The following is a 25,261-nucleotide window of genomic DNA, read 5'->3' on the forward strand; positions in this document are numbered from 1 at the left end:
GTAACTCCTGTTCGCAGGCGGGAACCCGGAGTCTGCTACGCCCGTGGCAAGGCTGGCAATGCTCAGTCGGCTGGGCGATACAGGTGGGCATGGCCGGCACGGTACAAGGCCGACTCGGCGAACAGCGTATCCCCCAGCACATGACCTACCAGGATCAGTGCCGTGCGCCGGAAACGCTTGGCCGCGACGCGTTCGACGATATCACCGAGGTTGCCACGTACCCAGTCCTGGTCAGGCCAGGTGGCCCGGTGCACCACCGCTACCGGGCAGTGCGCGCCGTAGTGTGGCAGCAGCTCTTCGACAATGCGCGAGAGGTGCTTGACCCCCAGGTGAATCGCCAAGGTGCTGCCATGGCGCGCCAGGTCACCCAGTTGCTCGCCGGGCGGCATGGGGGAGCTGTCGCCGTAACGGGTGAGGATCACCGTTTGCGCCACCTGCGGCAGGGTCAGTTCGCAGCCGAGCAGGGCGGCGCTGGCTGCCGTGGCGGTGACCCCGGGGATGATCTGGTAATCGATGCCCAGCGCTTGCAGGTGGCGGATCTGCTCGCCGATGGCGCCGTACAGGCCAGGGTCGCCGCTGTGTACACGGGCTACATCCTTACCTTGTTCGTGGGCGGTGCGCATGGCGCTGACAATCTGTTCCAGGTGCAGTTCGGCGCTGTTGATCACGGTCTCGGCCTGATGGCCTTCGAGCACGGCGGCGGGTACCAGTGAGCCGGCGTAGATAATCACCGGGCACTGGCGAATCAGCCGTTGGCCCTTGACCGTGATCAGTTCCGGGTCGCCGGGACCGGCGCCAATGAAATAGACCGTCATGGAAAGTCCTTGCAGGAAAGAGGGGGGAAGCGCTCAGCCGGCCAGGGCGAGGGTCGCCGGGCCAAGCACCTGGCGGGGCAGCAGCAACCTGGCCGTGCCAAGGTGCTGGCTGGCCAGCGCCAGTGCTGCGCTCTCGGCCACGCCCCAGCAGCCGCTGTGGGCATGGGCGGCGGCGGAGCGGTGGCTGAGCAGGGGTTCGTAAGGTTGCAGTTGCACGCTATGGTACAGCACCAAGGGCAAACCGAGGCGATCGGCCATCTGTAGCAAGCCAGGTTCGTCGGCCTTCAGGCTGATGCTGGCGATACCGCGCAGGTCGGCCAATGCCAGGCCCTGGTTGTCCAGGGCCTGGTCCAGCAAGCGTTGCAGGGTATCCGCCGGGCAACCCCGGCGGCAGCCAAAGCCGGCGTAGAAGGGCGGCATCAGGCCCGGCTGGAACGGCGGAACAGCCAGGCGCTGAGCAGGCCCAAGGCCAGCCAGAAGGCGGCGTTGGTCAGCCAGGAGGCCACTTTGAACTGGGTTTCCAGTGCTTCTGGGGCCAGGCTTTCATGCACTTCGGGTTGTGGTGCGCCAATCACATGGGGGATTACCAGCAGCACGGCGCCCAGCGCTTTCAGCAGCCAGTGGCGAGCGAACACCAGCAAGGCCAGGCCCAGTGCGGTGGCACTGGCTGTGCCGATCCACCAGGCTTGGCGTTGCCCTAGGTCGGCGGCTGCCGTACCGGGCAGTTCGGGTGGCAGGCCCAAGGTCGGAGCAAGGCAGAACACGGCGAAGCCGGCCAGCCCCCACCATGCACCCGTGCCGGCGCGTGTCGGTTCACGCAGGCTGTACAGGGCGGCAAGGATCAGGGCGAAGCCGACCGCGACCACCAGGTTGCCGCCCGTGGTGGACAGCACCCGCTGCCAGCCGTCTTCCGGCGACCAGGCTTCGGCGCTGTGCTCATGGGCGGGCACATCGCTGCCATGCTCGTGGTGGGCGGCAGGGGCCGAGGACTCGTAGGTTTCCGCCTCAAGAATTAGCGGGGCGACCCAGAAGCTTTGCAGCAAGGTCAGCAACAGGGCCGCAAGCAGCCCGCTGAAGCCCGCAGTACGGGCAATGCGCGTGATCATCAGGCGTACTCAGTGGCAGGGGAAGGCGGCGCTGTGGCGGGTGTCGTGGGCGGCGTTGTGCACGGCCTCGATGTGCGAGAAGCCGGCAAAGTACACCAGGCACAGGCCCAGCAGGCTGGCGCCGACGGCGATGACGATGCGCTGGCTGAGGGTGACAGGAGTGGCAAGGCTGTGTTGCTTGGCGCTGGTGACGGGCATGACGCGTTCCTCTGCTTTTTGTGGGCAATGGGCAGGCGCGGCAGCCCCGAGCGTAGTCGCCCAGGGGAATGCAACAGCGCCCGCCCACCGCGGGGTGTTCATGAACGCCAGGCCGGTCTCCGGGCTTGCGAGGAGGAGCAGGGCTCCTGGAAAGCGTCACCTTCCCATGCCGCATTACAAGGGCACAGTGGTACAGACGCTTCGCTCGCTTACCGTTGCGGGGGCAGCACCGGGATTGTCCGGCCCTGTTGGAGGGCCTGCGACGCACCGGTTTCCCGTTTCACCCCCAAGGGGGCACCTGAACGTGAGGCATAAGGAGAGCATGGGGCGGGCTTGGCGTCAATGCCACCCTCAGTGGCCGTACCCTGAATCACGCGCTCTCGCGGGCAATCAACTCGCACGCCAACAGGTTCAGCCGCTGGACCTCACCGTCACACGCCAGCACACCCAGGTGCTGCAGCACCCGCAGCGCCGCGACTTCGCCAATCTCCCGGGAGGGCGGGCGCAGGGTGGTGAGGCTGGGCAGCAGCATGTTGGCAAAGGGGTAGTCGCCAAAGCCGACAATGGCCATGTCTTCAGGCAGGCGCAAGCCGGCGCGCTGGCCGGCTAACAGGGCGCCGGCCGCCAGGTTGTCATTGGCGAAGATGATCGCCTCAGGCCGTGGATTGCGGCGGATCAATGCTTCCATCGCCTGCTTGCCCGCCTCGAACGGCGCGCAGTCTGCCGAGGGCACGAACACCCACGGCTCCAGCCCGGCTTCACCCAGTGCCTCGATATAGCCGTCGCGCCGCTCCAGCGCACTCAGGTCGCCGGCTGCACTGTTTTGCACGAACGCGATGCGCCGATGGCCCTTGTCCAGGAGATATCGGCAGGCTTGTACACCCACTTGGTGATGTAGGAAGCCCACCTGCAAGGGCGCCCGCTCCGGGCGGTAGTCCCAGATTTCCACCACAGGCACATCTGCGTCGGCCAGCATCTTTTCCGTGGCCGGGCTGTGGAAATGGCTGGTCACCACCAACGCCGCCGGCGACCAGCCAAGAAACGCCCGCACCGCGCTTTCTTCCTGCGCTTCGCTGAAATAGCTGGACGCCAACAGCAACTGGTAACCATGCCGGCTGAGGGTATCGCTGAAGGCCTGGATGGTCTGGGCAAAGATCGGCCCGGAAATGTTCGGGATCACCATGCCCACGATGCGCCCGCGCGCCGAGGCCAACCCCCCGGCGACCAGATTGGGGACATAGCCCAGCGCCTGTACAGCGGCCTCGATACGTTCACGCAACGGCGGTGAAACCTGGTCTGGCTGGTTGAAGTAGCGCGACACGCTGATGGCTGAAACCTCAGCAGCCCGCGCCACCTCGGCGAGGGTGACACGGCCTGCGCCGCGTCGCTTGCGGGGGGGATCCTTGGCCTGGCTCACCGGGCTGCCTCCTGTGGAAATGGCGCGATGGTAGCGCTAACGGATGAGCGATTGGCAAATAGCTTTATTGCATATAAATCTGACTTTTAAGTATTTGACGTGCTAAACGATGGCCGCAGATACTTGCTCATGTTAGCGCTAACAAGCGCTGCTGTTGGCAAGCGCCTGCCACTCGCACGAGCGAGACCAGACAACCACAGCAACTTCGTGTCGGCCCCGTCAATGAGGGCCTGGTCTGGTTTCCCGAGGCAGTGAGCACCATGCAGAAAAACCGTACACCTTTTCCCGCTACGCAACGCCGGCCGCTGGCCGCAGCCATCCTGCTGGCCGCTTTCGGGCAGGGGGCCCAAGCAGCCGAGCCTGCTGAAACGGGGGCTGCGCAGGCCACTGCACTGGGTGCGGTTACCGTGACAGCCACACGCCGCGAAGCCACATTGCAGGAAGTGCCGGTGGCAGTGTCGGTGATCGATGGCGAGCAGCTGGAGCGAGACAACCGCAACAACGTGGCCAGCATCGTCCAGCAGGTGCCTACGCTCAATTACCGCGCCGGGGCCTCGAACAAGGATACCTCGCTGTTCATCCGTGGCGTGGGCACCATTTCCACCTCGCCGGGCGTCGAGCCCACCGTGGCCACGGTGGTCGATGGCGTGGTATTCGGCCGCCCGGGCCAGTCGACCCTCGACCTGCTCGACCTGGAACGTATCGAGGTGCTGCGCGGGCCGCAGGGCACACTGTTCGGCAAAAACGCCTCGGCCGGCGTGCTGAACGTGGTCAGCAAGGCCATCCCTGAACAGACCCAGGGTTATGTGGACTATTCGCACTTTGGTGGTGGCGATGAGAACCGCCTGCGTTTCGGTATTGGCGGGCGCCTGAGCGAGCAGTTCAAGGGGTCGTTAAGCACCCTGTGGGGCGACTATGACGGCAATGTCGAAAACGTTGCCAATGGCCACGACGTCAATGGCTACGCGCGCAAAGGCGCCCGCGGCAAGCTGGAGTTCGAGCCCAACGAAGACCTGCGCCTGACCCTGATCGCCGACTACATGAAAGGCGAAGACACCCTGCCCAGCGGTGTGATCACCAGCGCCAGCGCCGCCTTCGCCAACCAGTTGCGTCCGGTGACGCCAAGCGCCCACAACCGCGACATCAACAGCGATTTCAAGACCCACGTCGAGGACGAGAACCAGGGGCTGTCGGCGCAACTGGACTGGCAGCTGGGCGACTACACCCTGACGTCGATCAGCGCCTGGCGCGGCTGGGACAACACCCAGTACCAGGACGGCGACCGCCGCGCCTTGCTGCCACTGACCGCGTCCCACGACAAAGGCACGGTGGACTATGACCAGTACAGCCAGGAGTTTCGCCTGACCTCGCCCAAAGGGCAGTTCAACGAATATGTGCTGGGTGCTTTCTACATGCATGGTACGTCCAAAGAGACCTACCAACGCCTGTCGGTCAACGGCGGTGTGGCCAATAGTGGCCGTGCCGACTATTCCACCACCAACGACAGTGTCGCGCTGTTCGGCGAGAACACGTTCAATTTCACTGACGACTTGCGTGCCATTTTTGGCCTGCGCTGGACCCACGACGACCTCGAGTACGACCACCGCCGCGGCTCCACCTCGGCCACTGCTGTAACCGGCATTCAGCCCTCTACCGCCAGCTCGGGGTCGGTGGACGAGGACGGCTGGAGCGGGCGGACCGGCCTGCAATACGACTTCAACGACAACCTGACCGGTTACGTCACCTATTCGCGCGGCTACAAAGGCCCGGCCTACAACGTGTTCTTCAACATGCAGCCGCGCGACACCGAGGCGCTCAAACCCGAGACCTCCGATGCCTATGAAATCGGTTTGAAAAGCACGGCGCTGGACAATCGCCTGACCGCCAACCTGGCCATATTCCACACCGACTACGACAACTATCAGGCCAACTTCTACGACACCGTGGCCAACCAGGTGGTGACCCGCCTGGTCAACGCGGGCAAGGTCAAGACCCAGGGGGTGGAGCTGGATGCCAGCTTCCAGGCCACCTCGCGCCTGAAACTGTCGACCGCCGTGGCGTACACCAAGGCCCGCGTCGATCACTTCAACTGCCCGGCGGGTGCGGCGGCCAGTTGCAACATCGATGGCGGCCGCTTGCCGTTCACGCCGGACTGGAAGACCTACCTGCGTGCCGATTACGTGATCCCGCTGGACAACGGCCTGGATGTGGAACTGAGCAGCGATTACAGCTGGCAGGACGCGGTGCAGTTCAGCCTCGACCAGAACCCGGACACCGTGCAGGGCGCCTACGGCATCTGGAACGCCAGCATCGCCCTGGCCGACTACAACGACGGCTGGCGCGTGGCGCTGCTGGGCAAGAACCTGGGCGACAAGTCATATGCGCAGATGCTGGCCAGTGGCGGTGACTACATCTACCGCTCGGTACCGCGGGATGACGGGCGCTACTTCGGCGTGCAGCTGCGCAAGGACTTCTAAGCCTCGCATGATCCCTGTAGGAGCGGCCTTGTGTCGCGAAGGGCCGCACAGCGGCCCCAGATTTCAGCGTTTGCACCTAAATTGCCGGGGCCGCTTTGCGGCCCGATCGCGACACAAGGCCGCTCCTACAAAAAGCGACCTGGTTTTCAGGAGAACTCAATGCCCCGCCAAATGAACCTGGGTGCCTTCCTCATGGCCACCGGTCACCATGTGGCCGCCTGGCGCCACCCGGACGTACCCGCCGACCCGCTGGACTTCGCCACCTACAAACGCACCGCGCAAATCGCCGAAGCCGCGTGCTTCGATGCCTTGTTCGTCGCCGACAGCGTGGCTGCGCCCAGTGACGCACTCGCCAGCCACAGCGCCCGTTCGGTGTACTTCGAGCCACTGACGCTGCTGTCGGCACTCAGTGCTGTTACCGATCGCATCGGCCTGATCGCCACTGCCACCACCAGCTACAACGAGCCGTATCACGTGGCACGCAAGTTCGCCTCCCTGGACCACCTGTCCGCAGGCCGTGCCGGCTGGAACATGGTCACCTCCGACGCTGCCGCCGAAGCCGGCAACTTCGGCCGCCAGGCGCATATCCCGCATGCCGAACGCTATGCCCGTGCCCGGGAAATCCAGCAAGTGGTGCAAGGCCTGTGGGACAGTTGGGCCGATGACGCGTTCGTGCGTGACAAGGCCAGTGGCCTGTTCCACGACCCGCAAGCCGTGCGGGCCATCGACCATGTCGGCGAACACTTTCGTGTCAAAGGCCCGCTCAATGTCGCCCGCTCGCCACAGGGGCGGCCGGTGCTGGTGCAGGCCGGTTCGTCCGAAACCGGCCGCGAGCTGGCGGCCCAAAGCGCCGAAGTGGTGTTCACCGCCCAGCCCAGCCTGGCACGCGCACAGGCCTTTTACGCCGACCTCAAGGGCCGCCTGGCCCGCCATGGGCGGGATGAGCAATCGCTGAAGATCATGCCCGGCGTATTCGTGGTAGTGGGGCAAAGCCAAGCGCAGGCCGAGGACAAGTACGAACAGTTCCAGGCGCTGGTCGACCCGCGTGTCGGGGTTGGCCTGCTTGGGCGCATGCTCGGCAACTTCGACCTTTCCGGCTACCCGCTGGATGGCCCGCTGCCCGAGTTGCCGCCGACCGAAGACGGCCAGCGCAGCCGCCAGCAGTTGCTCACAGAACTGGCCGGCAACGAGCAATTGACCCTGGCCCAACTGGGGCGGCGTATTGCCGGTGGGCGAGGGCACTACAGCCTGGTCGGTACCCCGGTGCAGATTGCCGATGAGTTGCAAGCCTGGTTCGAAGGCAGCGCCGCCGATGGCTTCAACGTGCTCGTGCCGCACCTGCCCCTGGGCCTGGAAGACTTCGCCCGCCATGTAGTGCCCGAGTTGCAGCAGCGTGGGCTGTTCCGCCGCCAGTACCAGGGCCACACCCTGCGCGAACACCTGGGCTTGCAGCGCCCAGCCAACCCTTACTTTGCCGAACGAGGCCAACCATGAGCTACACCGCCAACCCCGAGCGCTATGCGCGCATGCCATACCGACGTGTAGGCCGCAGCGGCCTGGTGCTGCCGGCCCTGTCCCTGGGCTTGTGGCACAACTTTGGCGATGCCACGCCTATCACCACGCAGCGTGCCTTGTTGCACACCGCCTTCGATGCCGGCATCAACCATTTCGACCTGGCCAACAACTATGGCCCGCCCTATGGCAGCGCCGAGACCAACTTTGGCCGGCTGCTGCGTGAAGACCTGCGCAGCTACCGCGACGAGCTGATCATTTCCAGCAAGGCCGGCTGGGACATGTGGCCGGGGCCATATGGGCAGGGCGGCAGCTCGCGCAAATACCTGATTTCCAGCCTGGACCAGAGCCTGGCAAGGCTGGGGCTGGATTACGTCGACATCTTCTATTCGCACCGCTTCGATGCCGACACGCCGCTGGAAGAAACGGCCATCGCGCTGGCCGACATCGTGCGCCAGGGCAAGGCACTGTACATCGGCATCTCGTCCTATTCCGCCGGCAAAACCGCAGAAATTGCGGCATTGCTCGATGAGCTGAAGGTGCCGCTGCTGATCCACCAGCCGTCGTACAACCTGTTCAACCGCTGGATCGAGCGCGACCTGCTCGATACCACGGATGCCTTGGGTGCCGGGGTGATCGTATTCACAGCGCTGGCGCAGGGCCTGCTCAGCGACAAATACCTGAATGGCATTCCGGCTGACGCCCGGGTGAACCGCGCGGGTGGTGGTTCTTTGCTTCCCCAGCACTTGTCGGAAGCCAACATCGCCCGTGCACGCGCCCTGAACGACATCGCCCGCCAGCGTGGCCAGAGCCTGGCCCAACTGGCCCTGGCCTGGACACTGCGTGACCCAAGGGTGACCTCTGCCTTGATCGGCGCCAGCCGGCCCGAGCAGATCATCGAGAACGTTGCAGCGCTCGACAACCTGGTGTTCACCGCCGAAGAGTTGGCTGCCATCGACCAGTACGCCGTGGAAGGCGGGATCAACCTGTGGGAAAAACCCTCGACCGACTGGAAGGAGTGACCGATGCGCGTGCTACGCCTTGCCATGCTGTTGTGGGTGGCCCTGGCCGGAGCGGCCCAGGCTGCAGACCCGGCTACCTTGCGTATTGGCTACCAGAAGGGCTCGATCAGCCTGGTGCTGGCCAAGCAGCATCGTCTGCTGGAGCAGCGATTTGCCAATACCCGCGTTGAGTGGATCGAGTTCCCGGCCGGCCCTCAGATGCTGGAGGCGTTGAACATCGGCAGCCTCGCCCAGGCTGCCGGTGCCGACCTGTTGTACATCGGTGCCGAGCCGGCCAAGCCCCAGGCCGAGGTGATCCTGGTGCCGAAAGACAGCCCGATCCGCGCAGTGGGCGAGCTCAAGGGCAAGCGCATTGCCCTGCAGAAGGGGTCCAGCGCGCACAACCTGCTGCTGCGTGCCTTGGCCAAGGCGGGGCTCGGAATTCGCGATGTTCAGCCGGTGTACCTGGCGCCCGCCGATGCCCGGGCGGCGTTCGAGCGGGGCAGTGTGGATGCCTGGGCGATCTGGGACCCGTTCTACTCGGCCATCGACCTGGAGGGTAAGGCGCGGCTGTTGGCCGACGGCCAAGGGTTGGGGCTGATCGGGCCGTTCATGCTGGGCTCACGGACCTATGTCGAAGCCCATGGCGCCTTTGTCGGCCAGCTGCTCGATGAAATCAGCCGGGCCGAGGCGCTGACCCGCAGCGATGAGGCTGGAAGCATCCGCTTGCTGGCGCAGTTCATGGGCTTGCCGGAGGCGGTGGTGCAGCGCAGTTTCAGCCACCGGCCAGCGTCACCGATATCGCCGGTGACTGCTGAAATCGTGGCGGCGCAGCAGCGCACGGCGGCGTTGTTTTTTGACAACAAGATCCTGCCAAAACGGGTCGATATTGCCGGAGCGGTGTGGCGGCGGGAATGAGATACCTGCGAGACACTGGGGGCTGCAAAGCAGCCCCCAGTCCGTTCACCCTTGGGCAAACGCCGTCAGCTTCTCGCCATCCAGCCGGTAGCGCACCCACTCGTCCTGCGCCTCGGCACCGAGCTTCTCATAGAAGCCGATCGCCGGCTCGTTCCAGTCCAGCACGCTCCATTCCAGGCGGCCACAGTTGTTTGCCACCGCTTCGCGGGCAATGTGCCGCAGCAGTTGCCGCCCGGCACCGTCGCCTCGCTGCTCAGGCGTCACGTAAAGGTCTTCCAGGTAAATGCCGTTGCGCCCGAGCCAGGTCGAATAGCTGTAGAAGTACACGGCAAAGCCGACTGCCCGGCCATCGCGTTCGCACATCAGGCTGTGCACCGTGCTGCCCTCGCCAAACAGGCTGTGCTCGATGTCGGCAAGGGTGGCGACCACCTCGTGGCGGGCGCGTTCGTATTCGGCCAGCTCGGTGATAAAGGCGAGGATCTGCCCGGCATCGGAACGAACGGCAGGGCGAATGGTGAGGCTCATGGTGACGGCTTCCTTGATCCGGGTTTGCAGTACAGTGATGTGTATTCACAAAATTTAATGCAACTGTACAGGTCGCAGGGAAGGGCGACTCCGCTAGTGTGACAGCACCTATAACGAAAGTGGAATGCCCGCCATGCTTGCCTCTGCCGATCTGCTGACCGCCTTCGTGCTGTTTGCCTTCGTGTCTTCCATCACCCCTGGCCCCAACAACACCATGTTGCTGGCCTCGGGGGTGAATTTTGGTGTGCGCCGCTCAATCCCTCACGCCCTGGGCATAAGCGTCGGCTTCATGGTGATGGTGCTGGCTGTCGGCCTGGGCCTGGGTGAAGTGTTCAAGGCCTGGCCGCCGCTTTACACCGTGTTGCGCTATACCGGCGCGGCCTACCTGCTTTACCTCGCCTGGAAGATCGCCACCTCCGGGCCGGTCGGCACGGCCTCGTCCAGCACCCGAAAACCGCTGGGTTTCTGGGGGGCGGCGGCGTTCCAGTGGGTCAACCCCAAGGCCTGGGTAATGGCAGTGGGGGCGATCACCACCTACACACCCGCGCAAGGCTATGTGACGAACGTGATTGTGATCGCGGCCTTGTTCGCCTTGGTCAACCTGCCCAGCGTCGGCGTGTGGGTGATGTTTGGCAGCGCCTTGCGCAATCTGTTGCAGAACCCCCGCTGGCTGATGCTGTTCAATGTCCTGATGGCCTTGTTGCTGGTGATTTCACTGTACCCGCTGCTGTTTGTAGAATCAGCGTTTTCCTAGCCCCGCGAGTACAGCAAACCGATGCAGTTGATTCCCTGGTCCCACGAATGCGCCGAAGGTTTCACCCTGCGTGGCTGGCGAACCCCGGCCAGTGGCAAGCCGCTGCTGCATTTCTTGCACGGCAACGGTTTCTGTTGCCTGGCCTACCAGCCATTACTGATGGGCCTTGGCGAGCATTTTGACCTGTGGCTTTGCGACGTTCAGGGGCATGGCGACAGCGATCACGGCGGGGTGTTTCGGGGGTGGAACCGTACAGCCGAGCTGGCAGTGGAAGCTTTTCAGGCCGGGCGTGGCGAATATGGCGATGTTCCCCGGTTTGCCGTGGGCCACAGTTTTGGTGGCGTGCTCACCGGGCTGATCCTGGCCAGTGAGCCGCAACTGTTTACCCGTGCGGTGCTGCTTGACCCGGTACTGTTCAGCCGACGCATGATCGGTGTGATGGGGGCGGCTGCTCTGGTTGGCCTGCACCAACGCCATGCCCTGGCGCGCAAGGCTGCCAGCCGCCGCAGCCACTGGCCCGATCGCGAGGCAGCCCTGGCCTCGCTGAAAGGGCGGGGCATTTTCAAGGGCTGGGCCGATGCGGCGCTGCAGGCCTATGTCGAACATGCCATCGGCGATTGCGGTGATGCCGTGGTACTCAAGTGCCGGCCCAGCCGGGAAGTGGAAATTTTCAGTTCATTCCCCAGGCGCATGTGGGCAAACCTGGCCGCAATCAGCACACCGACGCGGGTGTTGTATGGCGAGCACACTTATCCCTTCGTGCCGCACTCAGTGAACCGTCTGGCGGCGCTCAACCGCAGCGTGACTGCACAGCAAGTTGCGGGTGGGCATTGTTTCATGCAGGAAGACCCGGCTGCGGCGGCTCAGCAGGTGCTCGCCTTCTTGCAGGGCTAACTGTTCCATTTATGGAACGATGCATGCCAATTCAGCTGGCTACCGCCAGATTGTCGTCATTGATAAGGTTAACTCAGCCAAGAGAGGAGCCTTCTCATGAAACAGATTCTGGGTATCCACCGCAGCCCGCACGCCCATTGGGTGGGTGACGGCTTCCCGGTGCGCAGCCTGTTCACCTACGACAACCTGGCCAGCCGAATCAGCCCGTTCCTGCTGCTGGACTACGCCGGGCCCCATGACTTCACCCCCACCAACGCACGGCGCGGCGTTGGTCAGCACCCGCACCGCGGCTTCGAGACGGTCACCATCGTCTACCAGGGAGAACTGGAGCACCGTGACTCCACGGGCGCTGGCGGCCTGATCGGCCCTGGCGACGTGCAGTGGATGACCGCAGCCAACGGCATCATCCATGAAGAGTTCCATTCCCCGGGCTTTGCCCGCAGTGGCGGTACGCTGGAGATGGTGCAGCTGTGGGTCAACCTGCCAGCGCGAGACAAACGTGCAGCGGCCGGTTATCAGACGTTGCTGGCGCAGGACATCCCTGAAGTCCCGCTGGACGGCGAGGGCGGTAGCTTGCGGGTAATTGCCGGTAGCTACCGTGGGCATGCCGGCCCTGCGCGGACGTTTACCCGCATGGATGTATGGGACCTGCGGCTGAACGCCGGCGTGGCCCTGCAATTGCCAGTGGCTGCCGGGCGCAACGCGGCGCTGGTGGTGTTGCGCGGTAACGTGCAGGTCAACGGTGAGCGCGAAGCCGGGCCATCAAGCCTGGTGCTGCTGGACCGAGGTGGCGAGGATGTAACGGTCGAAGCGCTGGAAGGTGCCAGCGTGCTGCTGCTCAGTGGCGAGCCTATCGATGAGCCGATCGTCGGTTATGGCCCGTTCGTGATGAACAGCCAGGCGGAAATTGCCGAGTCGTTCGACGACTTCCATGCCGGGCGGTTTGGGCAGATGCAGGATGAACGTGGAGGTGCGGCGCACTGAGCGGTAGCCAGCCGTACTGAACGCTGCCAAGACCACTCGTCGCCAAGTGTGCGATTGCGACCGAACACGCGGCCCCTGCTGGCAATCTTCCACTAAGGTGCTAAAGGATTCCCCGCATCATCATTGCCCCGGCGCATGGACGCCTGCCCGGGCATGCGCAATATCAATTGGCGCTCCGCCTCACAAAGGCGTAATTCCACACAACAGGCCATCCCACAGAGAGGGTCGTACCATGTCGTTGATTGGAGTTTCGATGCTAGAGATGCGGCAGTTGATCGAGCAGGCCTGCTTGCCTGATCGCTGTGAAGTCAGCTGCCTGGATGGCACCAACCTGACCATCCGCCTGGGTCAGGGTCAGCGTCTCGACGAGGGCGTGACCCTGAGCGGGGTCCCGCTGCAAAGCCTCAACAGCTGCCGTGACCTGGTCCACCTGGTGGGGCAGCTGCACGCGCTGCGTGACAGCCACCCGGTGCCACTCAAGGCCATTGCCTGAGTGAGCCGATGTATACCCGGCCGGCTTGAGCTGGCCGGGTGTATTTGCGTTATCCGACTTATTGCAGCTCCAGCAACAGGTTCAGACCACCATCCCCGCACTTGCCTTGGTCACGTACGACACCGTGGTAACTGCGCCCGTCCCAAACGAACGCCACGCTGTGGGCCCGGTCGACCTTGTCGGGCAGTGGCGGACAAATGTGCAAACGCAACGCTGGCCGGCCCTGCAGGTTGAGGGCGGCGAGTTGGCACTGGCACTCCACGCTTTGCGCCACCGGGCCAAACAGGGTGTCGCGCACGTAATCGAGTTGCAGCGAGGCATTGGGTGCACGACCGGGCATTTTCATGAGCGTGCGGCTGATGAGTCGTGTGGGGGCATCGGGCAAGGTAGGTACGGCATGGCAGGCTCCTGGGTGTGAGAACGCGGCTTATCGTTTGAAGCTTGCCAGACCAAGATGTTCAACGTGTTTCATGCACGTTCATCGTGTTTGTGTCAGCCACCGGCCTTGCGCAAGGTGAGGTTGATCCGCCGCTCGCCCATGCGCGGGTGCACACCGGGCTTGATGGGCTGCACCCCGTGAAAGCGCAAGCGGTCTTCGCCGCCCCAGATCAACACATCGCCATGGCTCAGTGGTACGCGCTGGGTCTTGTCGGCGCGCTGCAGGCCCCCAAGCAGGAACACGGCCGGTAACCCCAGCGACACCGACACGATCGGCTGGCCGAAGTCCTGCTCGTTACGGTCCTGGTGCAGGCTCAGGCGGGTGCCGGGCAGATAATGGTTGACCAGGCAGGCGTCGGGGACAAAACCCTCGAAACCGGCCATTGCCGCAGCGCGGGCGGCCAGGCTCAGTATCACCGGGGGCAAGGCGGGCCAGGGCTTGCCGCTGAGCGGGTCGGTGGCGCTGTAGCGATAGCCGTGTTCATCACTCACCCAACCCAGCGTGCCGCAATTGGTCAAGGCCACGGCCATGTGCAGGCCTCCCGGTGTGCGCATGTGCCGGAACGGCGCGGCACGCAGTACCGGGCGCAAAGCGTCCAGCAGGGGTTCGATTTCGCCCAGCGCGAAGCCGGGCAGCAGCACGGTATGGCTGGCCAGGCGTTGTGGCTGAGGGCCGAACAGGTCGAGGTCGGACTGGATCATGGCACTGCACATGTTCAAGGGTTACGGCATTGTATCCCGGCATGTGCAATCGAGAAAAAGGAACCGCGGCACCAGGGAGAGGAGCACCGCGGTTCAAGGGGGGAGTCGTTTACTTCTGGGTCACGGTGGCCAGGTTCGCGCTGCCCAGCTGGGTGATGGTGGCGGTTTGGGCGATACCGCTCTGGTCGACGTACGCCTTGTTGCCCTGGCCTCCCTGGGTCACGTAGGCGACGTTGATGCTGTCAGTCTGCTTGATGGTGGCTTCGTTGCCGCTACCGTACAGCTGGTTGGTGTAGCTCTGGTTGCTGTACCCGGACTGGTCCAGCGTGATGGTGTTGCCAGTCCCCTGGCTGTTGCCGTAGGCGTAGTTGTCGGTACCGCGCTGGTCGGCGATCAGGATGTTGTCCGTACCGTTCTGCTCGAAATACAGCTCGTTGTTGCTGTCGGCCTGCTTGGTCTGCATCTGGTTGCCTTTACCCGTCTGGGTCAGCGTGGCCAGTTGGTCAGACCCGTTCTGGGTCAGGTTGACGCCGTTGCCGTTACCGTTCTGGTTGATGGTGGCGTTCTGATTGGTGCCGAACTGGCCGCCCATCTTGGCGCCTTTCCAGTTGCTGGCCGTGATGCTGTTGCCATTGCCTTTGGTATTGATGGTCAGGTTGAGGTTTTCACCATTCTGATAGGTGAAATGCAGGTTGTTGTTGCCTGTCTGGGTGATGGTGGTGGTCGAGTTGTTGGTCTCGAACTGGTCCGACCAACTGGCGTTGGCGTTGCCTTGCTGCGACAGGCTGACCTTGTTGTTCATGCCAAAGCTCTGGTCGATATAGCCTTCGTTGGACTGGCCGGTCTGGACCACGGAGGCCTGGCTGCCAATCTGGGTGTCCTGCCACACTTCAACCGAGTTGCCGCCACCGTACTGGCCAATGCCAATGGTGCCACCGGTGCCTTCGCGCTGGTCGCCATAAGCCCAGTTGTCGTGGCCATCCTGGTAGACCTGGATGTCGCCGTCGACATGGTTCAGGTGCTCGGCGGCGGCGTAGTTGTCCTGGCCGGTCTGGTTGGCGGTACTGCGGTTGTTGCTGCCACCGAAGGTCTGTTCGATGAAGGCCTCGTTGCGCTGGCCGGATTGCCAGGTGGTGGCTTTGCTGCCTTCCTGAGTGTCCTGCCACACGGTGGATTTGTTACCGACACCTTGCTGGGTTTGCAGCGATTCGTTGTTCAGCCCTACCGACTGGCTGGCGAAAGCATCGTTGTAGCTGCCTGCGGCTTGCTGTTTGATCTGGCTGCCATTTTCGAACAACTGCTCGGCATAGCCGGCGTTGTACTGGCCGGTGGCACTCTGCTGGATATCACTGGTGCTTTCGGTTTGCACGGCCAGGTGATTGTGGCCCTTGCCGGTCTGGTTCTGGGTGGCCGAAGCGAAGGACGCCTGGGTCTGGCTGACTTCGGCGATGTTTTCCTTGCCGTCCTGGGTCTGGGACGAGGTGCTGTCAGCAGCCATGGCCTGACCAGCGAGGGCCAGGACGATAGCGGCACTTAACGGAGCGAGCTTGTACATGGTGGTGCCTCCAGGTCTATCGGTATTGGGTGATCTGAACATGCTGGCCATTGCCGGTCTGGGTCACGGAGCTGTTGAGGCCCGAGCCGGACTGCACGATGCTGGCGCTGTTGTCGTTGCCGATCTGCTCGATGGCTGCGCTGTTGCTGCTGCCGCTCTGGCGGATCGATGCGCTGTTGCCATTTCCCTGTTGGCTGATGCTGGCCATCAGGTCACTGCCTTCCTGCAAGATGTACGCTTCCTGCGCACCGCCGGCCTGGACGATGCGGCCCAGCAGGGCCTGGCCGTTCTGGTCGAGGGCGGCGCGGTTGCCCGACCCTTGCTGCTCGATCACCGCAGCCTGACCGGCACCGACCGGTAGCAGGCGGATGATCACCGGGTCACCGAGGTCGTTGCCGGGCGCAAGGTCGGCATTGTCCATCAGGTCGTCGGCCCAGCTGGCCTGGCCCACGAGGGCCAGGCTGAGCAGCAGTGGATACAGGCGTTTCATGGCGTTTCCCCGCCTTTACTGCACAACCACGTTGACGGTGCGGGTAGTACCCGGGCTGGTGGTGATGGTTGCCGTCGGTGCGGCGGTCGGGATTATCGTGGTGCTGTTGCTCACTGCCAGGCGCCAGCGGCCGTTAACCGGCACTGTGGCGGTACCCAGCGTCTGCACCCCGGTGGTGGTGGTGACCCGGACGGTGACAACGTTGCCCGTGGTAACCGATGAGGTACCGCTGATATCCCAGTTGTAACGGTTGTTGGAGCGTGCCGTGACGGTGGCTGCCGTGACCGTGAAGGTTTCGGCGGCTGGCCGCGGCGACACGTTGACGGTGACCGTACCCGGGGTGGACAGCGCCCCCAGCGAGTCACGTGCCTGGTAGGTGAAGGTGGTGGTGAAGGCTGCGGTTACCGTGGCCGGTGGGGTGTAGGTCACCGTGGTGCCGTCGGTGCTGACGGTGCCTCGGCCTGCCGCCGGTTGGGTGACGGCCGCAACAGCCAACGGCACGTTGCCTTCCGGATCGGTGTCGTTGGCCAGCACGTTGATGGTCAAAGGCACGCCCAGGGTGGCGACGGTTTCCGGGTTGGCGGTGGGTGCCCGGTTGGGTGCAACGTTGATGGTGACCGTGGCCGGTTCCGACTTCAGGCCCTTGGCGTCCACCGCCCGGTAGCTGAAGGTGGCCACCAGTGGTTGGGTAGCCCCGGCTGGCGGGGTGTAGGTGACCGAGGTGGTACCGTTGAGCACCACGCCGCCAAGGCCGGTGCCTGGTTGGGTGAGGTCGCTGATGGTCAGCGGCACGTTGCCGTCCGGGTCGCTGTCGTTTTGCAGCAGGTTGAGGGTGATGGGCACACCGACACTGGTGCTACCGATATCGGCCTGGGCCAGCGGCGGCTGGTTGGCCGCTTCAACCGGTGCGTTGCCGACCACGATCACCGGTTCTACATCGCTGCCCCCGTGGGCAGACTTGACCGTAACGGTGGCCGGCGGTTGCGCCACGTCGTTGACCGTGATGCTTTGCAGCGTGCCTGCTTTCGACATGCGGCCGTAGCCTTGGGCGAGCATGTCGGGGATGACGACCTCGTCACTGGACCTGGCCTCGATCAGCAGGCGTTTGTTGGCCCAGTCATAGCGTGCAGTGCTGACCTTGACCACATCGGTCAGCTTGCTCGACAGCGCGGTCGGCTGGGTGCCACCAGCACTGTTGCTGGCGGTAACCACCACCACCGCAGGCGGTACGGCCTGGCTAAGCTGCTGGCTGAAGAACAGGCCGTTGTTGTCCGCCGTCAGGTTGAACTGGCAAGGCGAAGGGGGCGTGCCGATCAAGGCCAGGCCATTGCGCATGCACAGGCTGGCCTCTCTCGGGGCCTTGGCGAACACTTCTACACGGGTGCCGCCCCCGTTGCGCGAGTAGGTGGCTCGCTCCAGCGTGACCGGCGTTTGCGCGCGTTGGTCCAGCACCTTGCCCGAAACGGTGAACAGCGCGGTCTCGATGCGCCCGGGCGGGCCGTCGATGCGGATGAAGTTGGTGTTGAACGGGCTGCCGACCACGGCTTCCGGGCGATTCGGGTCGCCGATAAAGGTTTCCGTGGCGCCGGTGTCCGGGTTGACCTCGGTGTAAGGCCCACCAACTCCGCGCAGCCATGGCCCGAGTGCGCCGTTGAGTGCCCCGGTGAAGTTGCCCGGTGCGCCGATGCCGATGTCGCGGGTGATGTTGATCGCCCGCCGGCCTGGCGTGGTGACGTTGACCGTTTCCACCCCATAGGGGTGGGTAATGGTGTAGGTACCGGCGCGCGGCACCGAGACGCGGATACGAATACGGGCGAAGCTCTGCTGGTCGCCGTCTACCGGGTTCTCGGCGGCAAAGGCCGCTTCCAGGCCGGCGACGTAGGCATCCAGCTCATAGCCGCTGTTGCCGACTGCCGGGATGGTGGCCTCGGCCAGGAACCAGAACATCTCTGGCGGCCAGTTGTCGGGGAATACCAGCGGCAATGCATCGTCGTAGATGCCGGGCTCTGGCAGCAGCGTGCACATGTAGGACGGCGCGGCGGGGGTGCCGGGTACCCGGGTGCTGGTGGCGCGTGACTGGCACAGCTCCAGCGACTGGTTGAGGCTGTCCTTGTACCACATGGGGTAGCCGCCCGTGGCGAAGGTGTAGGGCCCCGGGTCGACTGCAGACAGCGCAGCAAATGCGGCGCTGGTAACGGTAAGGGAAAAACCGGCGGCGAACAGCGCACGGCGCGACCAAGTGTTCATGCGGCCTCCTTGAAGGCTGAGCCTTTGTCTGTTCATGGCACCAGCACCACGTCTTCGGTGTCGCTACCGCCATTGGCACTGGTGACCTGCACCTTGGCCGGCGGGATGGGCGAGAGGGTCATGCTCAACGTTTTCACGGCGCCGGTGCCGCCAAGGTTGCCGATCAACGTGCCGTTGCCGGTGTGTGCGGTCAGCACTGGCGGGGTGGTTTCGTCGCTGGTGCTGGCCACCAGGGTCAGCTCGCCGGTGGACAGGCGATACTGGGCTTGGGTGATGGTGACCAGGTCGGTCAACGGCACGTTGCGGGTGGTCAGGCTGCTGGTCGGGATTGCCACGCTGTTGTCGGCAGTCAGCGTCACGATAGTGCCGGCCGCCGGGTTGAGGGCGGATTGGGCGTACCAGGCGCCAGTGCCGTTGGCCTCGGTGAGGTTCAGGCTGGGTGTCTGGCTGGTCAGGGTGACGTGGGCCGGTGGTGGTGGCGCCATCACGAAGATGTCTTGCTGGGCGCGCAGGTTGCCGTTTTCGGTGTGCCGCGAATAGGTACTGCGTTGTGGCATCAGCGGGGTTGGCAGGGCGACGGTCGAGAGCTTGCCGGATATCGAGAACAGCTCGGTACGCAGGTCGATGCCACCGGGGCCTTCGATGCGTACGAAGTTGGTGTTGAATGGGCTGCCGGTTACCCGTTCATCCAGGTTCGGGTCACCGATGAAGCGCTCGCTGCCTTCGGTGTAGGGGCCGTTGACACTGCGCAGGAACGGCCCGACATCGCCCTTGAGCGCGCCGGTGAAGTCGCCTGCGCCGGCAATGCCGATGTCGCGGGTCATGTTGATCGCCCGGCGCCCGGCGGCGGGCACGTCGAACACTTCGACGCCGTAGGGGTGGGTGACCACGTAGGTGCCAGCGGTAGGTACATCGACCCGGATGCGCACCCGGGCGAAGCTGACCTGGTCACCCTCGACCGGCTCTTCGGCGGCGAATGCCGCTTCGATCGCGGTACCGTAGCTGAGGTCGATGCCGCGGGCGGCGTCGACGATGGCGGCGTCTGCAGTGAACCAGAACGCTTCGTCAGGGAAGTTGGTGGGGAAGACAATAGGTTGCGTGTCGTCGAACACGCCCGGCGTGGGCAGCAGCGTACACATGTACGCCGGTGCGCCGGGCGCGCCGGCAACCCTGGAGCTGACCGCCTTGGTCAGGCACAGGTCGAGGGTACGACCGTGACTGTCCTGGTACCAGGCAGGGAAGCCGCCGTTGGCGGGGACGTAGGCGCCTGGATCGACAGCGTTCAGGGCAGCCTGCGCCGGGAGCTGGAGCATGCCGGCGAAAATCGCCACAGCCAGCGGGTGGGGTATCGGTCGGTGCATGAGTCTATTCCTCCTGCAAACGGGCCCATGGACTTGGGGCGTCTGGGAGGAGATCGGCAAGAGCTGTGCCAAAAGCGGGAAAGTGCCTTGCAGGCCTTGCGGCACAAGGGATCCAGTTTTTAAACGGGGCATTTCACAAGCTGTTGACGGTGGGCAGCCTTCCCCCAGGATTGGGGATTGGGGGGAGGCCTTTGCGACCCGACAGGCGGGTGCAGTCCCAACTTTGCTACAGTGCATCGGCCTTCCACCTCCCCACGCCGAGCGATGCAATGCAGCCCCTCGATCACTTGTCCCTGAACCTGTTCATCGTCGTCTGCGAAGAAGGCACCATCGCCCGCGCCGGCGAGCGTGCTTTCATGGCGCCGTCCGCCGTCAGCAAACGCATTTCGGACATCGAAGCGCGCTTTGGCACTGCCTTGCTCAAACGCAGCAAACGCGGGGTAGAGCCCACCCCGGCAGGGCTGGCCCTGCTGCGCCATGCCCGGGAGATGACCCGCGCCATGGAACGCCTGGACAGCGAGTTGAGCGAGTACGCCGAAGGTGCGCGTGGCCATGTGCGGGTGCTGGCGAACGTATCGTCGATCATGGAGTTTCTGCCCGAAGAGCTCTCGGCGTTCATGCTGGAAAACCCGCTGATCCAGGCTGACATCGAAGAGCGCTTCAGCCCCGACGTTGTGCGCGGTGTGGCGGAGGGCAATGCGGACCTGGGGATTTGCCGCAAGTCCATGGCGGTGGGGGACCTGGAGTTCGTGCCTTACCGACAGGACCACCTGGCGGTGGTGGTGGACGCCGAACACCCCTTGGCCGGGCGCAGCCAGGTTGCTTTCGAAGAGACGCTGGCCTACGAACACCTGGGCCTGTCGGCGTTTGCCACCTTGAACAGCTTCATGCGCAACAGTGCAGAGCAGGCCGGCCGGGAGCTGCGCTTTCGATCGTATGTGTCCTCGTTCGACGCTGCGTATCGCCTGGTTCAGTTCGGCCTGGGCCTGGCGGTGTTCCCGCAGGAGGCCGTCGCCCGCTATGCCGCGCTGTTCGACCTAAGGGTGATTCCGCTGACCGACGACTGGGCGCTGGGCGAATTCGTCATCTGCATGCGCGACAGGCACACGCTGTCGCTGTCTGCGCGGCGCCTGCTCGACCACCTGTTGCTGCGCGCACCGGCCTGGCAAGTGGCAGGCTGATCCATCGTGGCTGACGATGGATCAGCCCGTGAAACACGTCTTTTCTGCTTGCCATGCAGCTCTTAGTCTGGCGCAACGCTTCAGACAGAGAGACCGTGATGACAACAATAACAATCAACGAAGTCGGCATGCGCGATGGCTTGCAGAGCCTGCAGACAATCATGCCGACGGCCGCCAAGCGCCACTGGATCGACGCCGCCTACGCCGCTGGCGTGCGCCACATGGAAGTCGCCTCGTTTGTGCCGGCGCGCTTGCTGCCACAAATGGCCGATGCCCGCGAAGTGGTGGCCCATGCCCTCACATACCCGGGCTTGCACGTCACCGTGCTGGCCCCGAACCTGCGTGGTGCCCGGGACGCATTTGAGTCTGGCGCCCACCGCATCGTCGCCCCGGTATCGGTCAGCATGGCGCACAGCCTGGCCAACGTGCGGCGCACACCCATGGAAATGGTCGAAGAACTGGGGCGCATGTGCCAACTGCGTACCGAAATGGGCCTGCATGAGGTGCAGGTCATGGCGGGCATGTCAGTGGCCTTCGGCTGCACCCGCCAGGGTGAAGTGCCGCTGGCCGACCTCTGCGCACTGACCCACCACGTGATCGAAGCCGGTTGTGACCTGGTCTCGTTGGGCGACACCACGGGCTACGCCAACCCGGGCCAGGTGGCGACGGTGCTGCAGGCTGTGCGTGCGCTTGCCGGTGACCGTCTAAAGGCCGCGCATTTCCATGACACCCGTGGCCTGGCCCTGGCCAACAGCCTGGTTGCGGTGCAACAGGGCATCCGCGAGCTGGACGCCTCGCTGGCTGGCCTGGGGGGCTGCCCGTTTGCCCCTGGCGCGTCTGGTAACACCGTCACCGAAGACCTGGTGTTCATGCTGCAGAGCATGGGCTACGACACGGGTATCGACCTGTCTGCACTGATCGAATCACGCCGGATACTGAGCGAAGCGCTGCCGGGCGAGCCACTTTACGGCTGCATTGCTCGCGCCGGATTACCGCTTAATTTCGTCAACGCCGGCCACCACGCCTGACCCGTCCAAACGAGGAACACCACGATGTCCAGACTTCCCTTGGACGGCATTCGTGTCGTCGAGATTTCGCACATGGTCATGGGCCCTACCTGCGGCATGATCCTCGGTGACCTTGGCGCCGAAGTGATCAAGATCGAACCGGTGCGTGGCGACGGCACGCGCCGGCTGCTGGGCGCAGGGGCGGGTTTTTTCCGCACGTTTAACCGCAACAAGCAATGCATCGCCATCGACGTCGAAACGCCTGAGGGCCGTGAGGCCGTGCTGCAACTGATCGACACCGCCGACGTGTTCATCGAGAACTTCAAGCCCGGGCGCATGCGCAAGCTGGGCCTGGACTACGCCGCGCTTCGCCAGCGTAACCCTCGGCTGATCTACGCCTCGCACAAGGGCTTCCTCAGCGGGCCTTATGACAACCGCCTGGCGCTGGACGAGGTGGTGCAGATGATGGCCGGCCTGGCCTACATGACCGGGCCGGTAGGCCGCCCGCTGCGCGCGGGCAGCTCGGTGAACGACATCATGGGCGGCATGTTCGGTGCCATCGGCGTGCTGGCCGCGCTCAACGAGCGCCACACCACCGGCAGTGGCCGCGAAGTGCAAAGCGCCCTGTACGAGAACTGCGTGCTGCTGGCCGCCCAGCACATGCAGCAGTACGTGGTCACTGGCGAGGCAGCGGCGCCGATGCCCAACCGCATCAGCGCCTGGGCCATCTATGACGTGTTCACCTTCGCCGGTGGCGAGCAGATGTTTGTCGCCGCCACCGGTGAAGGGCAGTGGCATGCGCTGTGCCAGGTACTGGAGCAGACGGCCTTGCTCGATGACCCGGCACTGGCCAGCAACAACGACCGCGTGTTGCAACGGCCACGGTTGCTGGCGCATCTGGCCGAAGTGTTTGCGCCACTGGACGCCGGGCAACTGGCGCTTCAGCTGGAAGCCAACGGCATTCCCTTCGCCCCCATCCGCCGCCCGGAAGAATTGTTCGATGACCCGCACCTGCAACAGAGTGGCGGCATGGCCGACTTGCAACTGGAAGACGGCAGCCACACGCCGATGCCGTTGCTGCCGCTATCGCTGGACGGCCAGCGCCTGCAGCCGCGCCGAGCGATTGCGCGGATTGGCGAGCATACCCGGCAGGTGATGCGCGACCTGGGCTATAGCGATGCACACATTGCCGAGCTGTGCGCGGCGGGTGTGCTGAAAACCGACGACGCGGCGTGAGGAGGGCTTGAGATGGCGATCTATCAATACGACACCCTTGCGCCCAGCCTGCACCCGGAAACCTTCGTTGCCGAGGATGCCAGCGTGATCGGGGACGTTACCCTCGAACAAGGTGTCAGCATATGGCCACAGGCCGTGCTGCGCGGAGACAACGAACCGATCCGGATTGGCCAGCACAGCAATGTACAGGAAGGCGCGGTGCTGCATGCCGACCCGGGCTTTGCGCTGACCGTGGGGCAGGGCGTCACCATCGGCCACCAGGCCATGCTGCATGGCTGCACCATTGGTGATGGGGCGCTGATTGGCATCCAGGCGGTAGTGCTCAATGGCGCGGTCATCGGCAAAAACTGTCTGGTCGGTGCCGGCGCCATCGTCACCGAAGGCAAAGTATTCCCCGACAACTCACTGATCCTCGGGGCACCTGCCAAGGTGGTGCGTGAGCTGACGGCCGAAGCCATGGCCAGCATGCAGCGCAACGCCGCCGAGTACGTCGGCAAAGGCCAGGCCTTCAAGGAAAAGCTGATCCGCATCCGCTGAAAACCCTGCAAGTGGTGCCCGCCGAGGCGCTGCTGCTCTCCAATAATTACAAGAATGGAGATCCACCATGGTTGCCATGACCGGCGAACTGGCGCGTGAGCGCACCGACAGCCACATCAACGAACTGCTGCTTTACCGCCGTGTGGCCTGGCGCATCATGCCGCTGGCCATCATTTGCTTCCTGTTCTCGTACTTCGACCGTATCAACATCAGTTTCGCCAAAGCCCAGATGCAGCAGGAACTGGGCCTCAGCGATGCCGCCTATGGCCTGGCCGCAAGCATGTTCTTCGTCGGCTATGTGCTGTTCGAGGTGCCCAGCAGCCTGGGCCTGAAACGCTACGGTGCGCCGGCCTGGATCTGCCGGATCATGGTGTCGTGGGGCCTGGCCACGGCTGCACTGGTGTTTGCCTATACCCAGTACACCCTGTACTTCCTGCGTTTTCTGATCGGGGTGATGGAGGCCGGCTTCGGCCCGGCGATCCTGTTCTACCTGGCGTGCTGGTTCCCCCGCAAACACCTGGCAAAGATGAATGGCTTGTGGTTCCTTGCCGTGCCGCTGGCCGGCGCGGTGGGTGGCCCGGCAGCGGGTTTTTTGCTGGGGACGATGGACGGCGTGCTGGGCCTGGCCGGTTGGCACTGGCTGTTCCTGATGTCTGGCCTGCCGTGCGTGGTGCTGGGCCTGCTGGTGCTGTGGAAGCTGGACCGCGACATCGACGCGGCGAAATGGTTGAGCCGTGAAGAGAAAGACGTGTTGAAGGAAAACCTGGCCCAGGACAAACGCACCGAAAAACCCATCCTCGGCTCGATCTGGCGGGTACTGCTGACCCGTGAAGTCGCGATCATGGCGTTCATCTACTACGTGATCAAAACCGCGTCCTATGGCCTTAACTTCTGGATGCCACACCTGATCAAGTCATCGGGCGTGCAGGACATGCTCTGGGTCGGTGTGTTGTCGGCGTTACCCTATGCGGTGGCCTGTATCGGCATGGTGCTACTGACCCGGCGCTCCGACCGTACCGGTGAACGCAAGCGCTACCTGGTGTACTGCCTGCTTGCAGCGGCCATCGGCTATCTGCTGGCGTGCCTGTTTTCCGACTCGTCACTGGCGATGATGGCCGCACTGGTGCTGGCCACCGCAGGCACCTTCATCGCCATCCCGATCTTCTGGACCATTCCCCAGTCGACCTTCTCGGGGCTTGCGATCGCCACAGGCACCGCTGCGATCAACTCGGTGGGGCAACTGAGCGGCATTGTTGCACCGGTGATGGTGGGCAAGATCAATGACCTTACCGGCAGCACCTACATGGGCATGCTGTCGATCGCCCCGCTGATCCTGATCGCCTGCCTGGTGGTGATGCGCTATGTGCGCAACCCCAAAAGCTGATTGGCGCTGAGTCTTCGAACAACAACAAG

At 64.1% G+C, this 25,261-nt stretch carries 25 protein-coding genes and 1 riboswitch; of the genes, 13 read left to right on the forward strand and 12 right to left on the reverse strand.

Annotated elements, in window-relative coordinates; translation table 11 throughout:
- Positions 1-62 precede the first annotated feature (62 nt).
- The 5 genes from cobM to QQ992_RS12275 all read right to left on the reverse strand — a co-directional run bounded on the left by cobM (position 63) and on the right by QQ992_RS12275 (position 3,536).
- Positions 63-815, reverse strand: a complete 753-nt coding sequence (gene cobM / locus QQ992_RS12255; RefSeq protein ID WP_286113573.1) for a precorrin-4 C(11)-methyltransferase — start codon at positions 813-815, stop codon at positions 63-65.
- Positions 816-848: 33 nt separating this feature from the next.
- Positions 849-1,235, reverse strand: coding sequence for a cobalamin biosynthesis protein (locus tag QQ992_RS12260; protein ID WP_286113574.1), 387 nt, complete (start codon positions 1,233-1,235; stop codon positions 849-851).
- Positions 1,235-1,921, reverse strand: coding sequence for a CbtA family protein (locus QQ992_RS12265; RefSeq protein WP_286113575.1), 687 nt, complete (start codon positions 1,919-1,921; stop codon positions 1,235-1,237). The genes QQ992_RS12260 and QQ992_RS12265 overlap by 1 nt, the downstream gene beginning before the upstream one ends.
- Positions 1,922-1,930: 9 nt before the next feature.
- Entirely contained in the window at positions 1,931-2,119 is a 189-nt protein-coding gene (locus tag QQ992_RS12270) for a CbtB domain-containing protein (RefSeq protein ID WP_016714029.1), read from the reverse strand.
- A gap of 93 nt (positions 2,120-2,212) precedes the next feature.
- A riboswitch (cobalamin riboswitch) is annotated at positions 2,213-2,436 on the reverse strand.
- Between the two features lie 53 nt (positions 2,437-2,489).
- Positions 2,490-3,536 (reverse strand): LacI family DNA-binding transcriptional regulator, encoded by a 1,047-nt coding sequence (locus QQ992_RS12275; protein WP_286113578.1) that lies wholly within the window; start codon positions 3,534-3,536, stop codon positions 2,490-2,492.
- Between the two features lie 260 nt (positions 3,537-3,796).
- On the opposite strand from QQ992_RS12275, the gene QQ992_RS12280 reads away from it, so the two are divergent.
- From QQ992_RS12280 to QQ992_RS12295, 4 genes are all read left to right on the forward strand, one after another.
- On the forward strand, positions 3,797-6,013 hold the full coding sequence (locus QQ992_RS12280) for a TonB-dependent receptor (protein WP_286113580.1): 2,217 nt from the start codon (positions 3,797-3,799) through the stop codon (positions 6,011-6,013).
- Between the two features lie 159 nt (positions 6,014-6,172).
- Positions 6,173-7,507, forward strand: a complete 1,335-nt coding sequence (locus tag QQ992_RS12285) for an LLM class flavin-dependent oxidoreductase (RefSeq protein WP_286113582.1) — start codon at positions 6,173-6,175, stop codon at positions 7,505-7,507.
- Positions 7,504-8,547, forward strand: a complete 1,044-nt coding sequence (gene mgrA / locus QQ992_RS12290) for an L-glyceraldehyde 3-phosphate reductase (protein ID WP_286113584.1) — start codon at positions 7,504-7,506, stop codon at positions 8,545-8,547. Before QQ992_RS12285 ends, mgrA begins: the two co-directional genes overlap by 4 nt.
- A 3-nt stretch (positions 8,548-8,550) precedes the next feature.
- Complete coding sequence (locus QQ992_RS12295) at positions 8,551-9,444, forward strand: aliphatic sulfonate ABC transporter substrate-binding protein (protein ID WP_350157533.1); 894 nt, start codon at positions 8,551-8,553, stop codon at positions 9,442-9,444.
- Between the two features lie 45 nt (positions 9,445-9,489).
- Here the strand turns inward: QQ992_RS12295 and QQ992_RS12300 are convergent, their stop codons facing one another.
- A complete protein-coding gene (locus QQ992_RS12300) occupies positions 9,490-9,969 on the reverse strand; it encodes a GNAT family N-acetyltransferase (RefSeq protein WP_286113585.1) in 480 nt (159 codons plus the stop codon).
- A 124-nt stretch (positions 9,970-10,093) separates the two neighbouring features.
- Between QQ992_RS12300 and QQ992_RS12305 the strand changes: the two genes are divergently transcribed.
- From QQ992_RS12305 to QQ992_RS12320, 4 genes are all read left to right on the forward strand, one after another.
- Positions 10,094-10,723, forward strand: a complete 630-nt coding sequence (locus QQ992_RS12305; RefSeq protein ID WP_286113587.1) for a LysE family translocator — start codon at positions 10,094-10,096, stop codon at positions 10,721-10,723.
- A gap of 21 nt (positions 10,724-10,744) precedes the next feature.
- The gene (locus QQ992_RS12310; protein WP_286113588.1) at positions 10,745-11,617 is read left to right on the forward strand and encodes an alpha/beta fold hydrolase; all 873 of its coding nucleotides are present in this window, start codon (positions 10,745-10,747) and stop codon (positions 11,615-11,617) included.
- A gap of 96 nt (positions 11,618-11,713) precedes the next feature.
- Entirely contained in the window at positions 11,714-12,601 is an 888-nt protein-coding gene (locus tag QQ992_RS12315) for a pirin family protein (RefSeq protein WP_286113589.1), read from the forward strand.
- Positions 12,602-12,833: 232 nt separating this feature from the next.
- Positions 12,834-13,094, forward strand: coding sequence for a DUF1652 domain-containing protein (locus tag QQ992_RS12320; protein WP_284356040.1), 261 nt, complete (start codon positions 12,834-12,836; stop codon positions 13,092-13,094).
- Between the two features lie 58 nt (positions 13,095-13,152).
- Here QQ992_RS12320 and QQ992_RS12325 read toward each other — a convergent pair whose 3' ends face one another.
- The 6 genes from QQ992_RS12325 to QQ992_RS12350 form a co-directional block, all read right to left on the reverse strand.
- Positions 13,153-13,440 (reverse strand): hypothetical protein, encoded by a 288-nt coding sequence (locus QQ992_RS12325; RefSeq protein WP_016714040.1) that lies wholly within the window; start codon positions 13,438-13,440, stop codon positions 13,153-13,155.
- Between the two features lie 146 nt (positions 13,441-13,586).
- Positions 13,587-14,234 carry a DNA oxidative demethylase AlkB gene (gene alkB / locus QQ992_RS12330; protein WP_286113590.1) on the reverse strand — a complete coding sequence of 216 codons (648 nt, stop codon included), beginning with the start codon at positions 14,232-14,234 and terminating at the stop codon, positions 13,587-13,589.
- A gap of 109 nt (positions 14,235-14,343) precedes the next feature.
- Positions 14,344-15,789, reverse strand: a complete 1,446-nt coding sequence (locus QQ992_RS12335; protein WP_286113591.1) for a curlin — start codon at positions 15,787-15,789, stop codon at positions 14,344-14,346.
- Positions 15,790-15,805: 16 nt separating this feature from the next.
- Positions 15,806-16,279: a curlin gene (locus QQ992_RS12340; RefSeq protein ID WP_105947645.1), complete on the reverse strand. Its 474-nt coding sequence runs from the start codon at positions 16,277-16,279 to the stop codon at positions 15,806-15,808.
- A 15-nt stretch (positions 16,280-16,294) separates the two neighbouring features.
- Complete coding sequence (locus tag QQ992_RS12345; protein WP_286113592.1) at positions 16,295-18,526, reverse strand: Ig-like domain-containing protein; 2,232 nt, start codon at positions 18,524-18,526, stop codon at positions 16,295-16,297.
- A 32-nt stretch (positions 18,527-18,558) separates the two neighbouring features.
- Positions 18,559-19,887: a hypothetical protein gene (locus QQ992_RS12350; protein ID WP_286113593.1), complete on the reverse strand. Its 1,329-nt coding sequence runs from the start codon at positions 19,885-19,887 to the stop codon at positions 18,559-18,561.
- 269 nt (positions 19,888-20,156) lie between these two features.
- Between QQ992_RS12350 and QQ992_RS12355 the strand changes: the two genes are divergently transcribed.
- From QQ992_RS12355 to QQ992_RS12375, 5 genes are all read left to right on the forward strand, one after another.
- Positions 20,157-21,068 (forward strand): LysR family transcriptional regulator, encoded by a 912-nt coding sequence (locus QQ992_RS12355; protein WP_286113594.1) that lies wholly within the window; start codon positions 20,157-20,159, stop codon positions 21,066-21,068.
- Positions 21,069-21,166: 98 nt separating this feature from the next.
- Positions 21,167-22,096, forward strand: coding sequence for a hydroxymethylglutaryl-CoA lyase (locus QQ992_RS12360; RefSeq protein WP_286113595.1), 930 nt, complete (start codon positions 21,167-21,169; stop codon positions 22,094-22,096).
- Between the two features lie 24 nt (positions 22,097-22,120).
- Positions 22,121-23,311: a CaiB/BaiF CoA transferase family protein gene (locus QQ992_RS12365; RefSeq protein ID WP_286113597.1), complete on the forward strand. Its 1,191-nt coding sequence runs from the start codon at positions 22,121-22,123 to the stop codon at positions 23,309-23,311.
- Positions 23,312-23,323: 12 nt separating this feature from the next.
- Positions 23,324-23,848 (forward strand): gamma carbonic anhydrase family protein, encoded by a 525-nt coding sequence (locus tag QQ992_RS12370; protein ID WP_286113599.1) that lies wholly within the window; start codon positions 23,324-23,326, stop codon positions 23,846-23,848.
- 67 nt (positions 23,849-23,915) lie between these two features.
- Entirely contained in the window at positions 23,916-25,232 is a 1,317-nt protein-coding gene (locus tag QQ992_RS12375) for an MFS transporter (RefSeq protein WP_286113600.1), read from the forward strand.
- Positions 25,233-25,261: the final 29 nt, after the last annotated feature.

This window comes from Pseudomonas kurunegalensis (assembly GCF_030291635.1).
Taxonomy (GTDB): domain Bacteria; phylum Pseudomonadota; class Gammaproteobacteria; order Pseudomonadales; family Pseudomonadaceae; genus Aquipseudomonas; species Aquipseudomonas monteilii.

Bases quoted from the DNA above. Each gene is read 5' to 3' on its own strand.
- QQ992_RS12315 (WP_286113589.1), top strand. From the start codon at position 11,714: ATGAAACAGATTCTGGGTATCCACCGCAGCCCGCACGCCCATTGGGTG.
- QQ992_RS12335 (WP_286113591.1), bottom strand. From the start codon at position 15,789: ATGTACAAGCTCGCTCCGTTAAGTGCCGCTATCGTCCTGGCCCTCGCT.
- QQ992_RS12300 (WP_286113585.1), bottom strand. From the start codon at position 9,969: ATGAGCCTCACCATTCGCCCTGCCGTTCGTTCCGATGCCGGGCAGATC.
- QQ992_RS12350 (WP_286113593.1), bottom strand. From the start codon at position 19,887: ATGCACCGACCGATACCCCACCCGCTGGCTGTGGCGATTTTCGCCGGC.
- QQ992_RS12265 (WP_286113575.1), bottom strand. From the start codon at position 1,921: ATGATCACGCGCATTGCCCGTACTGCGGGCTTCAGCGGGCTGCTTGCG.
- QQ992_RS12285 (WP_286113582.1), top strand. From the start codon at position 6,173: ATGCCCCGCCAAATGAACCTGGGTGCCTTCCTCATGGCCACCGGTCAC.
- QQ992_RS12320 (WP_284356040.1), top strand. From the start codon at position 12,834: ATGTCGTTGATTGGAGTTTCGATGCTAGAGATGCGGCAGTTGATCGAG.
- QQ992_RS12280 (WP_286113580.1), top strand. From the start codon at position 3,797: ATGCAGAAAAACCGTACACCTTTTCCCGCTACGCAACGCCGGCCGCTG.
- QQ992_RS12260 (WP_286113574.1), bottom strand. From the start codon at position 1,235: ATGCCGCCCTTCTACGCCGGCTTTGGCTGCCGCCGGGGTTGCCCGGCG.
- QQ992_RS12295 (WP_350157533.1), top strand. From the start codon at position 8,551: ATGCGCGTGCTACGCCTTGCCATGCTGTTGTGGGTGGCCCTGGCCGGA.
- mgrA (WP_286113584.1), top strand. From the start codon at position 7,504: ATGAGCTACACCGCCAACCCCGAGCGCTATGCGCGCATGCCATACCGA.
- QQ992_RS12270 (WP_016714029.1), bottom strand. From the start codon at position 2,119: ATGCCCGTCACCAGCGCCAAGCAACACAGCCTTGCCACTCCTGTCACC.
- QQ992_RS12305 (WP_286113587.1), top strand. From the start codon at position 10,094: ATGCCCGCCATGCTTGCCTCTGCCGATCTGCTGACCGCCTTCGTGCTG.
- QQ992_RS12365 (WP_286113597.1), top strand. From the start codon at position 22,121: ATGTCCAGACTTCCCTTGGACGGCATTCGTGTCGTCGAGATTTCGCAC.
- QQ992_RS12340 (WP_105947645.1), bottom strand. From the start codon at position 16,279: ATGAAACGCCTGTATCCACTGCTGCTCAGCCTGGCCCTCGTGGGCCAG.
- QQ992_RS12345 (WP_286113592.1), bottom strand. From the start codon at position 18,526: ATGAACACTTGGTCGCGCCGTGCGCTGTTCGCCGCCGGTTTTTCCCTT.
- QQ992_RS12355 (WP_286113594.1), top strand. From the start codon at position 20,157: ATGCAGCCCCTCGATCACTTGTCCCTGAACCTGTTCATCGTCGTCTGC.
- QQ992_RS12360 (WP_286113595.1), top strand. From the start codon at position 21,167: ATGACAACAATAACAATCAACGAAGTCGGCATGCGCGATGGCTTGCAG.
- QQ992_RS12370 (WP_286113599.1), top strand. From the start codon at position 23,324: ATGGCGATCTATCAATACGACACCCTTGCGCCCAGCCTGCACCCGGAA.
- QQ992_RS12325 (WP_016714040.1), bottom strand. From the start codon at position 13,440: ATGAAAATGCCCGGTCGTGCACCCAATGCCTCGCTGCAACTCGATTAC.
- QQ992_RS12375 (WP_286113600.1), top strand. From the start codon at position 23,916: ATGGTTGCCATGACCGGCGAACTGGCGCGTGAGCGCACCGACAGCCAC.
- QQ992_RS12310 (WP_286113588.1), top strand. From the start codon at position 10,745: ATGCAGTTGATTCCCTGGTCCCACGAATGCGCCGAAGGTTTCACCCTG.
- cobM (WP_286113573.1), bottom strand. From the start codon at position 815: ATGACGGTCTATTTCATTGGCGCCGGTCCCGGCGACCCGGAACTGATC.
- alkB (WP_286113590.1), bottom strand. From the start codon at position 14,234: ATGATCCAGTCCGACCTCGACCTGTTCGGCCCTCAGCCACAACGCCTG.